Origin of the sequence: Variovorax sp. 38R (genome assembly GCF_014843395.1) — a bacterium.
GTDB lineage: Bacteria > Pseudomonadota > Gammaproteobacteria > Burkholderiales > Burkholderiaceae_C > Variovorax > Variovorax paradoxus_H.
Genome location: NZ_CP062121.1, coordinates 248694 through 264055 on the forward strand (window position 1 = coordinate 248694; position 15362 = coordinate 264055).

The following is a 15362-nucleotide window of genomic DNA, read 5'->3' on the forward strand; positions in this document are numbered from 1 at the left end:
CTTGTTGAATTCGTCGTCGTCAGAGTGTCCGCACCGAGTCTGGCACTGTGCCGCGGGCTTGGCTCCTACGTTCTTGCAAGCCAGAGGCTCGAAACCGGCACCTCCACCGCGCGGCCCAGCAGGCGGGGCGCAGTGCGCAGCTCATCGGGGTCTTCGGCATCGGTGGCAAGGCAGCAGCGCCAGTCGCCATCCGGCAACGTGAAGGTGACGGGGCTCGGACCCGCATTCACCAGCACCAGCCAGGCGTCCTCGGCATGCCCGAACAGGATCGCAAGGGCCGTGCCTGCGTGCCAGTCGGCCGGTGCCATCGGCTGGCCGTCGGGGCGCAGCCAGCGCAGGCCTGGCGGTGCGCTGGCTGGCGGCTCGGCGGGCCACCAGTGCGCGCTGCGCAGCGCCGGCGCCTCGCGCCGCAGGGCGGTGAGGCGCGCGACGAACGCGGTCAGCCGCGCGCGTTCGCTGGCCGGGTCGGACAGCCCGATCCAGTTGAGCCAGGTGGTCTCGTTGTCCTGGCAGTAGGCGTTGTTGTTGCCGTTCTGGCTGTGGCCGAGTTCGTCGCCGGCCAGCAGCATCGGCGTGCCCTGCGACAGCAGCAGCGTGGCGAGCAGCGTGCGTTGCAGGCGGGCGCGCATCGCGCGCACGGCGGGGTCGTCGCTCAGGCCTTCGACACCGCAGTTGGTGCTCAGGTTGTGCGCATGGCCGTCGCGGTTGTCTTCGCCGTTGGCGAGGTTGTGGCGCGACTCGTAGCTCACGAGGTCGCGCAGCGTGAAGCCGTCGTGCGCGGTGATGAAGTTGACGCTCGCGGTCGGTGCGCGGCCATCGTGCGCGAAGCTCGCGCTGGAGGCGGTGAAGCGGTGCGCGAAGTCACCCAGCCCGGTGGCGCCCTCGCGCCCCTGGCGCAGCCAGAAGCCGCGTTGCGTGTCGCGGAAACGGTCGTTCCATTCGAGCCAGCCGGGCGGAAACTCGCCGAGCCGGTAGCCGCCGGGGCCGATGTCCCAGGGCTCCGCGATGCGCAGCGTGCGCGACAGCACCGGGTCTTGCGCGATGGCCGCGAAGAAAGGCGCACGCGCATCGAAGCCGCGCTGCGCGTCGCGGCCCAGCACGGGCGCGAGGTCGAAGCGGAAGCCGTCGACGCCCATCTCGCAGGCCCAGAAGCGCAGGCTGTCCATCACGAGCTGCAGCACGCGTGGCTCGCCGAGGTTGAGGCAGTTGCCGGTGCCGGCCCAGTTCTCGTACAGTGAGCGGTCGTCTGCGCGCAGGTGGTAGTACAGGGCGTTGTCGATGCCGCGCAGCGAGAGCGTCGGGCCGAGCTCGTCGCTTTCGGCGCTGTGGTTGTAGACCACGTCGATCACCAGCTCCATGCCGCGCGCATGCACCGCATCGGCCATCGCGCGGAACTCGCTGGCGGGCGTGGTGCCGGGACGGCCGCTCCAGAAGCGCGCTTCGGGGGCGAACCAGCCGATGGTGTTGTAGCCCCAGTGGTTGGTCAGGCCTTTGGCGAGCAGGCGCGGTTCGTCGGCGCGGTGTTGCACGGGCATGAGGCTGAGGGTGGTGATACCCAGGCGTTGCAGGTGGTCGAGCACGGCGGGTTCTGCTAGGCCTGCGTAGGTGCCGCGCAAGGGTTCGGGTACGCCCGGGTGTTGGTGGGTGAGGCTGCGGATGTGCAACTCGTAGAGGACGCGGTCGCTGGGGGGGATGTGGGCGCGGCCTGTGGTTTGGGGCGTGTTGCTGGGTGCTGTTACGCGGGCCTTGAGTGCGATGGGGGCGTTGTCTCTGTTGTCGCGTTGGGTTGGGTTTTTTGGGTCATGGCCTAGGAAGAGGTCGCTGCCGTTGTAGTGGCCGACGATTTCTCGGGCGTAGGGGTCGAGGAGGAGCTTGACGGGGTTGAAGCGCTGTCCTTCTGCGGGGGCCCAGGGGCCGTGGACTCGGTAGCCGTAGATCAGGCCTGGTCTTGCGTTGGGGAGCAGGCCGTGCCAGATGCCGTCTGTGCATTCTGGGAGCGTTAGGCGCTGCTGTTCGTTGCTGCCTGTGTTGTCGAAGAGGCAGAGTTCTACTTTGCTTGCTGTTGGGGCTGCGATTGCGAAGTTGACGCCTTGCTGCGATGGGATTGCGCCCAAAGGGAGGGGGCTGCCTGGGCTCAGCATGTTGTTGGCTTCCCTGCGGGTTTTCTTTCGGAGGCCGGGACTCGCCCCGGCGGGCGACTCACTTTCTTTGCTTCGCCAAAGAAAGTAAGCAAAGAAAGGCGACCCCACTGTCTGCGACCCTCCGCTTCGCTGCGGGCAACCTGCGGTGCTCGCGTTTCGCGGGGTCTCGCAGAACTCGCTTCGCTTGTATGGTTGAGGTGCTGGGGTGGAGGGACTCGCTTCGCACTCGGCCGCGGCAGCGGACCGACAGTCTTGAGATTTCTCCCGCCCCACCTTCCAACGTCGATTAGGAACTGAGCGGAGTCCCGTTGTGAACGGGACGACCGCCGATCTGGACGCAAGCAAACGTGGTCGGTGGGCTGCACCCCAGCTTGGCAAATTGTCCGACTGGAGGTGCTGTCATGCAAGAACCCACCCTGTTCATCGGCGTGGATGTTTCCAAGGCCGAGCTGGTCGTTTCGCTGGGGCCTGAACACCGACCTCGCAGCGTTGGCAATGACGCGACCTGCATTGCCAACTGGCTGGCAGAGGTGCCGCCCGGCGCCCTCATCGCGATGGAATCGACAGGCCGGTATCACGGCCTGCTGGCTCATCTGGCGAGTCAGGCCGGTCTGACGGTGTACGTGCTCAACGCGCGCGACGTGTACTTCTACGCCCGGGCCCTGGGCACCCGGGCCAAGACCGACGGCGTGGATGCTGGGGTCATTGCCCGCTATCTGGCCGAGCACCATGAACATCTGCATCCCTGGCAGCCTGCCAGTTCGGTGCAGCAGCGGCTGCAGGACCTGCTCACCCGTCGGGCACAGCTGGCGACGCAGCGCTCGGCCTTGAAGCAGATCGTGAGCGGCGTGGATGTTCGAGACATCGATGCCAGCGGCGTGTACGACGCCCTGGATGGCTTGCTGGGCGCGATGGACGAGAAGGTGCAAGAGCTGATCGCCAGTGATGCACGACTGCGTAGCGGATGCCAGAGATTGCGCACGATCACGGGCATCGGTGCGCAGACGTCGGCGCTGCTGGCGACGTTGTTCAGTCGCTTCGAGTTCGCCAATGCGGATGCGCTGGTGGCGTACTGCGGGCTGGACCCTCGGCCCAATGACTCGGGCACCAAGCGTGGCAGACGTCGCTTGAGCAAGAAGGGGCCGTCGCCGTTGCGCCGGCAGATCTACCTGGTGGGCTTCTCGGCGAGTCATAGCAAGGCGCTCAAGCTGTTGTACGAGTCGATCAGGGCCAAAGGCTTCGCGAGCACGGAGGCTTTCGTCATCCTGGGACGCAAGCTGCTGCGCGTGGCGTTTGCGCTCTGGAAAGGCGATGGCGCGTTCGATCCGGCTCGTCTGATGCCTACAAACGACTTGCAAAAAACATAGAACCTCAAACAGCTGCGAGCCCTGATCCGCGAAACGCTGCGCTCCTCGGCGCATACAGAGGGGGTGGGCACCGAACGGGCCATCGCTTTGCTCGGCTTGCAATCGAGCCTTTGCTTCGCTCGGCCTTGTTGTGGTTGGGCCGCTGCTTCGTTCGGCGGCTGGACTGGCGCCCTCTCCCCTTGGGGAGAGGGCGGGGGTGAGGGCATCGGCCTTTGTGCGGGCCAGGCGATGTTTCTGTGCCGTCGGCCCTCACCCCAACCCTCTCCCAGAGGGAGAGGGAGCCAGTCAAACGGCCAAGCGAAGCCCGGCGTGTCTTCAAGCCCAGAGGCGCCCATCCCTGCCGAGCGAAGCGAAGGCCCGTGGACTGGCCGAGCGAAGCGAAGGCCTGCTGGACCCCAAATCCCTTCTGTATGCGCCGAGGAGCGCAGCGTTTCGCGGATCAGGGCTCGCCCTTGTTTGAGCGAAGCGAGTTTGGGCGAGACCCCGCGAAACGTGAGCACCGCAGGTTGCCCGCAGCGAAGCGGAGGGACGCAGACAGTAGGGTCGCCTTTCTTTTGCCTACGTTTCTTTGGCGAAGCAAAGAAAAGTAGGTCGCCCGCCGGGGCGAGACCCGGCCTCGGAACACAAGCCAGCACAGAGCGGTTCAAGCCACCACCCACATCAAAGTAGCGAGAGGCGGCACGCTGATCACGATCGAATCAGCCTTCCCATGCCAAGGCATCGAAGCACTCTCGACTACGCCGTTCCCAACACCGCTCCCCCCATACACAACCCCATCGGTATTGATCACTTCCCGGTACGAACCAGCACAAGGAACCCCCAGCCGATAGTCATGCCGAGCCACAGGCGTGAAGTTACAAACCACCACCACAAACGCCCCATCCCGCCCCCGACGAACAAACGCAAACACCGACTGCGCCACATCGTCATGCACGAGCCACTCAAATCCAGAACCCTCATGGTCCAGCTCATGCAAAGCAGGAAAGTGCCGATACACATTGTTCAGATCGCGCACCAACCGCCACACCCCTTGATGCCCTGCATGCTCCAGCAAATGCCAGTCCAACCCCCGATCCGCATTCCACTCCGCGTACTGCGCAAACTCCCCCCCCATGAACAGCAACTTCTTCCCCGGATAACCCCAGAGATACCCATACAGATTGCGCAACCCCGCAAACTTCTGCCATTCATCCCCAGGCATGCGCCCGATCATCGACCCCTTGCCGTGCACCACCTCGTCATGCGACAGCGGCAAAACGAAGTTCTCGCTGTGCGCGTACATCAGCCCGAAAGTGACCTGCTGGTGATGGTGCTTGCGATAGACCGGATCGGTGCCCGCATACGCCAGCGTGTCGTTCATCCACCCCATGTTCCACTTGTAGTGAAACCCCAGCCCGCCGTCTTCCGGCGGTCGCGTCACACCAGGAAAGCTCGTCGACTCCTCAGCGATCGTGACTGCACCTGGCCGCTCCACGCCCACCACGCGGTTCATGCGGCGAAGAAAATCGATGGCCTCCAGGTTCTCGCGTCCACCCTGCGCATTCGGCACCCACTCGCCGGCCTTGCGGCTGTAGTCGCGGTACAGCATCGACGCCACCGCATCCACGCGCAGGCCGTCGACGCCGTAGCGCTCCAGCCAGTACAGCGCATTGCCGACCAGGTAGTTGCGCACCTCCGTGCGCGCGTAGTTGAAGATCAGCGTCTGCCAGTCGTTGTGAAAGCCTTCGCGCGGATCGGCGTACTCGTACAGCGCGGTGCCATCGAAGTTGCCCAAACCGTGCGCGTCGGTCGGAAAGTGCGCGGGCACCCAGTCGAGGATCACACCCAGCCCCGCGGCATGCGCGGCTTCAACGAAATGGCGGAAGTCGCCGGGCGTGCCGAAGCGCGAGGTCGGCGCATAAAGGCCGATCGGCTGGTAGCCCCACGAGCCGTCGAAGGGATGCTCGGTGATGGGCAGCAGCTCGATGTGCGTGAAGCCCAAGTCGCGCACGTAAGGCACGAGCGTGTCGGCCAGTTCGCGGTAGTCCAGCCATTCCTGGCCGTGGTGCTTGCGGCGCCATGAACCCAGGTGCACTTCGTAGACGCTGATCGGTGCCTCGCGCGCGTTGGCTTCGGCGCGACCGGCGGGCATCGGCACGGGGGCGGGCAGCGGTGCCACGACGCAGGCGGTGCCGGGCCGCAACTGCGACGAGAACGCGAAGGGGTCGGCCTTGCGCAGCACCTCGCCCTGCGCCGACAGAATTTCGAATTCGTAGCTGTCGCCCACGGCGACGTGCGGCGCGAAGATTTCCCACACGCCGCACTCACGGCGCAGCCGCATCATGTGGCGACGGCCGTCCCAGTTGTTGAAGTCGCCCACCACCGACACGCGCCGCGCATTCGGCGCCCACACGGCAAAAGCCACGCCCTTCACGCCGTCGATCTCGCGCAGGTGCGCGCCCAGCCGTTCCCACGGCCGCAGGTGGGTGCCCTCGGCCAGCAGCCAGACGTCGGTCTCGCCGAGCACGAAAGGAAAGCGGTACGGGTCGTCGAGCTGCGTGGCGTGGCCCGCGTCCCAGTCGACCTGGAACGAATAGCCCATGCGCGCCTCGGCCGCGGGCACGAGGCCGCTGAACAGGTCGGAGCCCTCGTGCCGCGTGAGGATCGACAGCGGCCAGCCGGTGCGCGAATGCACCACGGCCACCTGCCGCGCGCCGGGCATCAGCGCGCGCACCTCGAGACCGTCGGCGGTCTCGTGGGGGCCGAGCACGGCAAACGGGTCGCCGTGTTCGGCGCGCATCAGAGCATGGATGTCGGCCGGCTTGAGGAGGGAGGGAGAAGAAGGGGGCATGGGGTTCAGCGTCCTCCTGCTGCGGCGGGCGTGCCGAAGCACACGCCATAAGGCGCCAGTGTCAGCAGGGGCTTTTCGGAATCGGTGGTGGTGACGGTCGCGGTCGATGCGAGCGGATGCCCGGTCAGCGGCACCCACAGCGCGGGCAGTGGGATCGACACCGGTTCGCTCCCCGTGTTGAAGATCGCATGCAGCATCGCGTCGCCCTCGCTTCGCACGAGGTGCAGCAGCGGCTCGGGCGCATCGACGAACGCCAGCGCGCCCGTGCGCAGCAGCGGCTGCGTGCGGCGCCAGTGCAGCAGCGCGCGGCTGAAGGCCAGCATCGAGTCGGGGTCTCGCTCCTGCTGCGCGACGGCCAGCGGCAGGTGCGCGCCGTCGACCGGCAGCCAGGGCGTGCCGCTGCTGAAGCCGGCGTTCGGCGCGCCCGAGATCCAGGGCATCGGGGTGCGGCAACCGTCGCGGCCCTTGAACTCGGGCCAGAAGGCGCGGCCGTAGGGGTCTTGCAGCAGTTCGAAGGGCACGTCGGCCTCGGGCAGGCCCAGTTCTTCGCCCTGGTAGAGGCTGGCGCTGCCGCGCAGCGCGAGCAGCAGCGCGAGCCAAAGCCGGTCGCGGCGCGTGTCGGGGCCCTTGCCGTCGCTCCAGCGCGTGGCGACGCGCGGCACGTCGTGGTTCGACACCGCCCAGCAGCCCCAGCCGCCCGTGGGCGCGAGCGCGGCGTCGAGCGTCTCGACCTGGTGGCGCAGGTGCTTCGGGCTGTGGTCGGCCGTCAGCAGGCTGAAGCTGTAGGCCAGGTGCAGGCGCTTGCCGAGTTCGGTGTACTGCGCCATGACGGGCGGCGCGTTCTCGTCGCCGACCTCGCCCAGCGCGACCGCGCCGTAGCCGTCGAGCAGTTGGCGCAGGCGCTCGAGGAACACCAGGTTCTCCTGCTGGCTCTTGTCGTACAGGTGCTGCTGCATCGCATAGGGGTTGTCAGCGCGCACCGTGCTGACCTCGTCGATCGAAGCGCTCGTGGCGGGCGGGTTGTCGCGCAGCAGTGCGTCGTGGAACTGGTGGTTGCAGGCGTCGAAGCGGAAGCCGTCCACGCCGCGCTCGCACCAGAAGCGCACCTCGCCGAGCAGCGCGGCCTGCACCTCGGCGCAATGGAAGTTGAGATCGGGCTGCTCGGTGAGAAAGCTGTGCAGGTAGTACTGCCGCCGACGCGAGTCCCACTGCCAGGCCGGGCCGCCGAAGACCGAGAGCCAGTTGGTGGGCGGCGTGCCGTCGGGCTTCGGGTCGGCCCAGACGTACCAATCGGCCTTGGGGTTGTCGCGCGAGCTGCGGCTTTCGACGAACCACGCGTGCTGGTCGGACGTGTGCGAAAGCACCTGGTCGATGATGAGCTTCAGCCCCAGCGCGTGCATGCGTGCGCGCATGGCGTCGAAGTCGGCCAGCGTGCCGAACAGCGGATCGACCGCGCGGTAGTCGGCCACGTCGTAGCCGAAGTCTTTCATGGGGGAGCGGAAGAAGGGCGAGACCCAGACCGCGTCGACGCCGAGGCTGGCGACGTGGTCGAGCTTCGACGTGATGCCGGGCAGGTCGCCGACGCCGTCGCCGTTGCTGTCCATGAAGCTGCGCGGGTAGATCTGATAGATCACTGCGCCCCGCCACCATTCGCTGTTGCTGCCGCTCATGCCTGCCCCTGTGGTCGAAATTCATTGTGGCACGCGAAATCCGGGCCAGCGGTACGCTGATGCGGACAGCCGCCGCACAAGAAGTGGGTAAATTCAGGAGGGCGGGACGCTGCCGTCCCGCCCCCGACCGATGACCACCGACGACACCGCTTTCTCCCCCTCCGCTCCTTCAGTCCCACCCATCGGCCTCGCCGCGCTCGAACGCCGGCTCGCCCAGGACCTCGACTACCTCGGCTGGCCCGCCCGCGCCTGGGTGCCGCCGCGCCAGATCGACGGCGAACCCGTGCTCGACGTGGCCATCATCGGCGGCGGCCAGGCCGGGCTGGCGGCGGCGGGCGCGCTGGCGCAGCAAGGCATCCGCGCCGTGGTCTTCGACCGCGCGCCGGCCGGCCGCGAAGGCCCCTGGGCCACCACGGCGCGCATGGAAGCCCTGCGCTCGCCCAAGGAACTCACGGGCCCCGCGCTGGGGCTGCCCTCGCTGACCTTCCGCGCCTGGTTCGAGGCCCAGTTCGGCACAGAAGCCTGGGCCGCGATGGACAAGATCCCGCGCCTGCAGTGGATGGACTACCTGATCTGGTACCGCCGCGTGATGGGCGTGGACGTGCGCAACGACACCGCCGTCACCGGCCTGCAGCCGCTGCCCGACGCCAGCGCCGTGCGCCTGGACCTGCGCACGCCCGAGGGCGAACGCCGCGTGCTGGCGCGCCGCGTCGTGCTGGCCACCGGCCGCGACGGCCTCGGTGGCCCGGCCGTGCCCGCCTTTGTCGACGGCCTGCCGCGTGCCAAGTGGGCGCATTCCTCCGACGAGATGGACTACGGCCGCCTCAAGGGCCTGCGCGTGGGCGTGGTCGGCGCGGGCTCCTCGGCCATGGACAGCGCCGGCACGGCGCTCGAAGCCGGCGCGCACAGCGTCGAGCTGCTGATCCGCCGGCCCGACCTGCCGCGCGTCAACAAGGGCAAGGGCGCCGGTGTGCCGGGGCTCACGCAGGGGCATTACGACCTGCCCGACGAGCTCAAGTGGCGCATCCGTCACTACATCAACGTGCTGAACGTGCCGCCGCCGCACGGCAGCACGCTGCGGGTGTCGCGGCACGCCAATGCCTTCTTCAACTTCGGCTGCCCCATCGGGGCTGTGGTGCCGCAGGGCGAGGCGCTGCGTGTCACCACGCCCAAGGGCGACTTTGAATTCGACTTTTTAATTGTGTCGACCGGTTTCCAGGTCGACTGGGCCGCCCGCCCCGAATTCGCGGGCATTGCCGCGCACATTCGCACCTGGAAAGACCGTTTCACGCCCGCGCCCGGCGATGAAGACCGCGAACTGACCGATTCGCCCGACCTCGGGCCGGCCTTCGAATTCCAGGAAAACGCCCCCGGCGCCTGCCCGGGGCTGGATCGCATCCACTGCTTCTGCTACCCGGCGGCGCTGTCGCACGGCACGGTGTCGGGCGACATTCCGGCCATCAGCGACGGCGCGCGGCGCTTGGCGGCGGGGCTCGCCAGCCTGTTCTACCGGGAAGACGCGGCCCACCACTGGGCGAATCTGGAGGCCTACAGCGAGCCGGAACTGTTCGGCGACGAGTGGACGCCCGCCCCGCCGCCGCAGGAAAGGGCCTGATTCCGGCTCGGGGCCGGGGAGACGATCACGCACGGCGCGATAATCCGCCTTCCCGGCCGCCGTCGAGCCGGGCCCTGCCGAGATGTCATGAACCCCAGCTACAAACCCAGCGACGTCGAGTCCGCTGCCCAGGCGCAATGGCGCGCCGCCGATGTCTACCGTGTCACCGAGGACGCGAGCCGCAAGAAGTACTACGCCTGCTCGATGCTGCCGTACCCCAGCGGCAAGCTGCACATGGGCCACGTGCGCAACTACACGATCAACGACATGCTCACGCGCTACCTGCGCATGAGCGGCTACAACGTGCTGATGCCCATGGGCTGGGACGCCTTCGGCCTGCCGGCCGAGAACGCGGCGCTGAAGAACGGCGTGCCGCCGGCCAAGTGGACCTACGAGAACATCGCCTACATGAAGGGCCAGCTCCAGGCCATGGGCCTGGCGATCGACTGGAGTCGCGAGATCGCCACCTGCGATCCGAGCTACTACAAGTGGAACCAGTGGCTGTTCCTGAAGATGCTCGAAAAGGGCATTGCCTACCGCAAGACCCAGGTCGTCAACTGGGACCCGGTCGACCAGACCGTGCTGGCCAACGAACAGGTCATCGACGGCAAGGGCTGGCGCACCGGCGCCACGGTCGAGCGCCGCGAGATCCCCGGCTACTACCTGAAGATCAGCGACTACGCCGAAGAACTGCTCGAGCACACCCAGCACAAGCTGCCGGGCTGGCCCGAGCGCGTCAAGCTCATGCAGGAAAACTGGATCGGCAAGAGCGAAGGCCTGCGCTTCGCCTTCACGCACGACATCCGGGACGCGAGCGGCAAGCTGATTCAAGATGGCCGCATGTACGTGTTCACCACGCGTGCCGACACCATCATGGGCGTCACCTTCTGCGCCGTCGCGCCCGAGCATCCGCTCGCCGCGCACGCCGCCACGCTCGACCCGAAGGTCGCGGCCTTCATCGAAGAGTGCAAGGGCGGCGGGACGACCGAGGCCGAGCTGGCCACGCAAGAGAAGAAGGGCGTGCCCACGGGCCTGACCGTCAAGCACCCGATCACCGACGAGCAGGTGCCGGTGTGGGTGGGCAACTACGTGCTCATCAACTACGGCGACGGCGCCGTGATGGGCGTGCCCGCGCACGACGAGCGCGACTTCGCCTTCGCCAACAAGTACGGCATCGAGATCATCCAGGTCGTGCTGGTCGACGACGAGCCGCACTTCGACTATCACAAGTGGCAGGACTGGTACGGCGACAAGCAGCGCGGCGTGACCATCAATTCCGACAACTTCAGCGGCATGACCTACAAGGAGGCCGTGGCCGCCGTGGCGCATGCCCTGGGCCAGAAGGACCTGGGCGAGCTGCAGACCACCTGGCGCCTGCGCGACTGGGGCGTGAGCCGCCAGCGCTACTGGGGCACGCCGATCCCGATCATCCATTGCGACGAACACGGCGCGGTGCCGGTCCCCGAAAAGGACCTGCCCGTGGTGCTGCCGACCGACTGCGTGCCCGATGGCTCGGGCAACCCGCTGAACAAGCACGAAGGCTTCCACGCCGGCGTGGTCTGCCCCGTGTGCGGCAAGGCCGCACGGCGCGAGACCGACACGATGGACACCTTCGTCGATTCGTCGTGGTACTTCATGCGCTACTGCGACCCCAAGAACGACCAGGCCATGGTCGCCGAGGGTGCCGACTACTGGATGCCGATGGACCAGTACATCGGCGGCATCGAGCACGCGATTCTTCACCTGCTGTACGCGCGCTTCTGGACCAAGGTCATGCGCGACCTGGGCCTCGTGAAGGCCGACGAGCCCTTCGCCAAGCTGCTCACGCAGGGCATGGTGCTCAACCACATCTTCTACTCGCGCAACGAGAAGGGCGGCAAGGACTACTTCCCGCCGCTCGAAGTCACGGCGATGCTCGACGCGCAGGGCCGCATCACCGGCGGCACGCTGGCCGATGGCACGAAGGTCGAGTACGGCGGCGTGGGCAAGATGGGCAAGAGCGAACGCAACGGCGTCGACCCGCAGGACCTCATCGAAAAATACGGCGCCGACACCGCGCGCCTGTACACCATGTTCACCGCGCCGCCCGAAGCCACGCTCGAGTGGAACGACGCGGCCGTCGAAGGCAGCTACCGCTTCCTGCGCCGCGTGTGGAACTACGGCGTGGCTCAGGCCGACGTGGCACCGGTGGCGCTCGCCGGCCAGAGCTTCGGCAAGCCCGCCCAGGCCTTGCGCCGCGAAGTGCACACCGTGCTGCGCCAGATCGACTACGACTACCAGCGCATGCAATACAACACGGTGGTGTCGGGCGCGATGAAGCTGCTCAATGCGCTCGAAGGCTTCAAGCCCGATGGCAGCGCGGGCGACGCGGCCGCCGCGCGCGAGGGCTTCGGCATCCTGCTGCGCTGCCTCTACCCGGCCACGCCGCACATCGCGCACCAGCTCTGGCAGCAGCTCGGCTACGACAAGGCATCGGGCGACCTGCTCGACGCGCCCTGGCCCGTGGTCGACGTGGCTGCGCTGGCGCAGGACGAGGTCGAGCTCATGCTGCAGGTCAACGGCAAGCTGCGCGGCAAGCTGCTGGTGCCCGCCGGTGCTTCGAAGGACGAGATCGAGCGGCTGGCGATCGCCTGCGACGACTTCGTCAACTTCGCCGAAGGCGCGCCGCCCAAGCGCGTGATCGTGGTGCCCGGGCGCCTGGTCAACGTGGTCATCTGAACACGACACTGCAGAACGACGGAAACGACAGACGCATGAACATTCGCAATGCCTCGCAGCCGCGCCGCGGCTTTCTCCTGGGCCTCGGCGTCGCGGGGGCTTCGCTGGCCTTGTCCGGCTGCGGCTTCGCACTGCGCCAGGCGCCGAACTTCGCGTTCAAGACGCTGTCGCTCGAAGGCAATACGGCGCTCATCAACCAGCTGCGGCGCGAACTGCGCGCGGCCGGCAACGTGCGGCTGGTGCCCAAGGAAGAGGCCAGCACCGCCGACGCCGTGCTCGTCGTGCTGGGCGAGGACCGCGACCGCTTCGTGATCTCGACCAACTCCGCCGGCCTGCTGCGCGAGCTGCAGCTGCGCCTGCGCATCCGCTTCAGCCTGCGCACGCCGGGCGGTAAGGAATTGCTGCCGCCCTCCGAGGTCTCGCAGACGCGCGACCTGAGCTTCAACGAAACCAATGCGCTGGCCAAGGAAGGCGAGGCCGAGCTGCTGTACCGCGACATGCAGGCCGACATCGCGCAGCAGCTGATGCGCCGGCTGGCCGCGGTGCAGTCCCTGTAAGCGTCGCTTCCGTTTTTTTCAATGCAACTTGCCAGTGCCCAGCTCGGCGCCCACCTGCAAAAGGGCCTGAAGCCGCTTTACACGATCCACGGCGACGAGCCGCTGCTCGCGCAGGAGGCGGCCGACGCCATCCGCGCCGCCGCGCGCGCCCAGGGCCACACCGAGCGCAGCTCGTACACCGTGGCCGGCGCGCACTTCGACTGGAGCGCAGTGCTCGCGGCCGGGGGCTCGCTCTCGCTGTTCGCCGACAAGCAGATCGTCGAGATCCGCATTCCCTCGGGCAAGCCCGGCAAGGACGGCAGCGTCGCGCTGCAGCAGCTGGCCGAAGCGGCGCCGGGCAACGACAGCACGCTCACGCTGGTGATGCTGCCGCGCCTGGACAAGGCCACGCGCACCGGCGCGTGGTTCTCGGCGCTCGAGAACAACGGCGTGAGCCTCCAGGTCGACCCGATCGAGCGCGCCGCGCTGCCGCAGTGGATTGCGCAGCGCCTCGGGTTGCAGAACCAGCGCGTGATGCCCGGCGACGAAGGCCAGCGCACCCTGCAGTTCTTTGCCGACCGCGTCGAAGGCAACCTGCTCGCCGCGCACCAGGAAATCCAGAAGCTCGCACTGCTGCACCCGGCCGGCGAGCTGAGCTGGGAGCAGGTCGAGGGCGCCGTCAACAACGTGGCGCGCTACGACGTGTTCAAGCTCTCCGAGGCCGTGCTGGCCGGCAACCCGCAGCGCGTGGCGCGCATGCTCGACGGCCTGCAGGCCGAGGGCGAAGCCGAGGTGCTGGTGCACTACACGATCGCCGAGGACATTCGCGCCCTCAAGCGCGTGAAAGACGCCATGGCCGCCGGCCGCCCGCTGCCGATGGCGCTGCGCGAGAACCGCATCTGGGGCCCGCGCGAGCGCGCCTTCGAGCGCGTGCTGCCGCGCCTGGACGACCGCATGCTGACCCGCCTGCTGCGCGCGGCCCACCTGGTCGACGGCATCTGCAAAGGCCTGAAGCAGCCCGACTGGCCCGCCAGCGGCTGGCAGGCGCTGCAGCGGCTGGCGCTGATGCTGTGCCGCGCCTGCAGCACGGCCGCGGCGCCACGCCGCGCCTGACCTCCACGTGCCGTCTGTAGACGGCAAAAGGCCCGCGTCAGCCGGACCGAAGGTCCGCGTGGGAAAATGCGAGGCTATGAACGCGTTCAACGTCAGCGAGCACATGCAGACCCTCGGTCTGCAAGCCAAAGCCGCTGCATTCCTCATGGCCCGTGCGGATGCAGCTACCAAAAACAGAGCACTGAAAGCGCTGGCCCGGCGCCTGCGCGAAGTCGGCCCCGAGCTGGCTGCGGCCAACGAGAAAGACCTGGCGCGCGCCACCGCCGCCGGCCTGTCGGCCCCGATGGTCGACCGGCTCAAGCTCACGCCCAAGGTCCTCGAAACCGTGGCCGAGGGCTGCGAGCAGCTGGCCGGCATGGCCGACGTGATCGGCGAGATCATCGGCATGAAGCAGCAGCCCAGCGGCATCCGCGTGGGCCAGATGCGCGTGCCGATCGGTGTCTTCGGCATGATCTACGAGAGCCGCCCCAACGTGACCATCGAGGCCGCGAGCCTCGCGATCAAGAGCGGCAACGCCGCCATCCTGCGCGGCGGCTCGGAAGCCATCGAGTCGAACAAGGCGCTGGCGCTGCTGGTGTCCGAGGCGCTGGCCGAAGCCGGCCTGCCGGTCGAGGTGGTGCAGCTGGTGCAGACCACCGACCGCGAGGCCGTGGGCCAGCTCATCGCCATGCCCGAGTTCGTCGACGTGATCATTCCGCGCGGTGGCAAGGGCCTCATCGAGCGCATCAGCCGCGACGCCAAGGTGCCCGTCATCAAGCACCTGGACGGCAACTGCCACGTCTACGTGGACGACACGGCCGAGTTCGACATGGCGCTGCGCATCGTCGACAACGCCAAGACCCAGAAGTACAGCCCCTGCAACGCCGCCGAAGGCCTGCTGGTGTCGGCGTCGGTGGCCGACCACTTCCTGCCCGAGATCGCCGCCGTCTTCGCCGCCAAGGGCGTCGAGATGCGTTGCGACCCGGCCGCCGCCGCGATCCTGCGCGCCAGCGAGGCGCACCATCCGCAGGCGAAGATCCTCGATGCGGTCGAGTCCGACTGGTCCGAGGAATACCTGGCCGCCGTCATCAGCGTGAAGGTGGTGGCGGGGGTCGACGAGGCCATTGCGCACATCAACCGCTACTCGAGCCACCACACCGACGCCATCGTGACGCGCGACCACATCAACGCCCAGCGCTTCCTGCGCGAGGTCGATTCGGCCAGCGTGATGGTGAATGCGAGCACGCGCTTCGCGGACGGTTTCGAGTACGGGCTGGGCGCCGAAATCGGCATCAGCACCGACAAGTTCCACGCGCGCGGCCCGGTCGGCATCGAAGGCCTGACCTCGCTCAAGTACGTGGTGCTGGGGCAGGGCGAAGTCCGCAGCTAGTCG

General features: G+C 67.8%; 9 protein-coding genes. 6 read left to right on the forward strand and 3 right to left on the reverse strand.

What is annotated here, in order from left to right:
* Window positions 1–65: 65 nt before the first annotated feature.
* A complete protein-coding gene (gene glgX, locus IG196_RS01115) occupies window positions 66–2141 on the reverse strand; it encodes a glycogen debranching protein GlgX (protein ID WP_192194613.1) in 2076 nt (691 codons plus the stop codon).
* Between the two features lie 401 nt (window positions 2142–2542).
* Between glgX and IG196_RS01120 the strand changes: the two genes are divergently transcribed.
* Entirely contained in the window at window positions 2543–3508 is a 966-nt protein-coding gene (locus tag IG196_RS01120; protein ID WP_192194615.1) for an IS110 family transposase, read from the forward strand.
* A 643-nt stretch (window positions 3509–4151) separates the two neighbouring features.
* Here the strand turns inward: IG196_RS01120 and glgB are convergent.
* Window positions 4152–6338 carry a 1,4-alpha-glucan branching protein GlgB gene (gene glgB, locus IG196_RS01125; RefSeq protein WP_192194616.1) on the reverse strand — a complete coding sequence of 729 codons (2187 nt, stop codon included), beginning with the start codon at window positions 6336–6338 and terminating at the stop codon, window positions 4152–4154.
* Window positions 6339–6343: 5 nt separating this feature from the next.
* A complete protein-coding gene (locus IG196_RS01130) occupies window positions 6344–8008 on the reverse strand; it encodes an alpha-amylase family glycosyl hydrolase (RefSeq protein WP_192194617.1) in 1665 nt (554 codons plus the stop codon).
* 130 nt (window positions 8009–8138) lie between these two features.
* Here IG196_RS01130 and IG196_RS01135 point away from each other — a divergent pair, with 130 nt between their 5' ends.
* The 5 genes from IG196_RS01135 to IG196_RS01155 all read left to right on the forward strand — a co-directional run bounded on the left by IG196_RS01135 (window position 8139) and on the right by IG196_RS01155 (window position 15359).
* A complete protein-coding gene (locus tag IG196_RS01135) occupies window positions 8139–9623 on the forward strand; it encodes a flavin-containing monooxygenase (protein ID WP_192194619.1) in 1485 nt (494 codons plus the stop codon).
* Between the two features lie 87 nt (window positions 9624–9710).
* Window positions 9711–12341: a leucine--tRNA ligase gene (gene leuS / locus IG196_RS01140; RefSeq protein WP_192194620.1), complete on the forward strand. Its 2631-nt coding sequence runs from the start codon at window positions 9711–9713 to the stop codon at window positions 12339–12341.
* 35 nt (window positions 12342–12376) lie between these two features.
* Window positions 12377–12898, forward strand: a complete 522-nt coding sequence (gene lptE, locus IG196_RS01145) for an LPS assembly lipoprotein LptE (protein WP_192194622.1) — start codon at window positions 12377–12379, stop codon at window positions 12896–12898.
* Window positions 12899–12919: 21 nt separating this feature from the next.
* On the forward strand, window positions 12920–13990 hold the full coding sequence (gene holA / locus IG196_RS01150; protein ID WP_192194624.1) for a DNA polymerase III subunit delta: 1071 nt from the start codon (window positions 12920–12922) through the stop codon (window positions 13988–13990).
* 76 nt (window positions 13991–14066) lie between these two features.
* A complete protein-coding gene (locus IG196_RS01155; protein ID WP_192194625.1) occupies window positions 14067–15359 on the forward strand; it encodes a glutamate-5-semialdehyde dehydrogenase in 1293 nt (430 codons plus the stop codon).
* The last annotated feature ends 3 nt before the right edge of the window (window positions 15360–15362 follow it).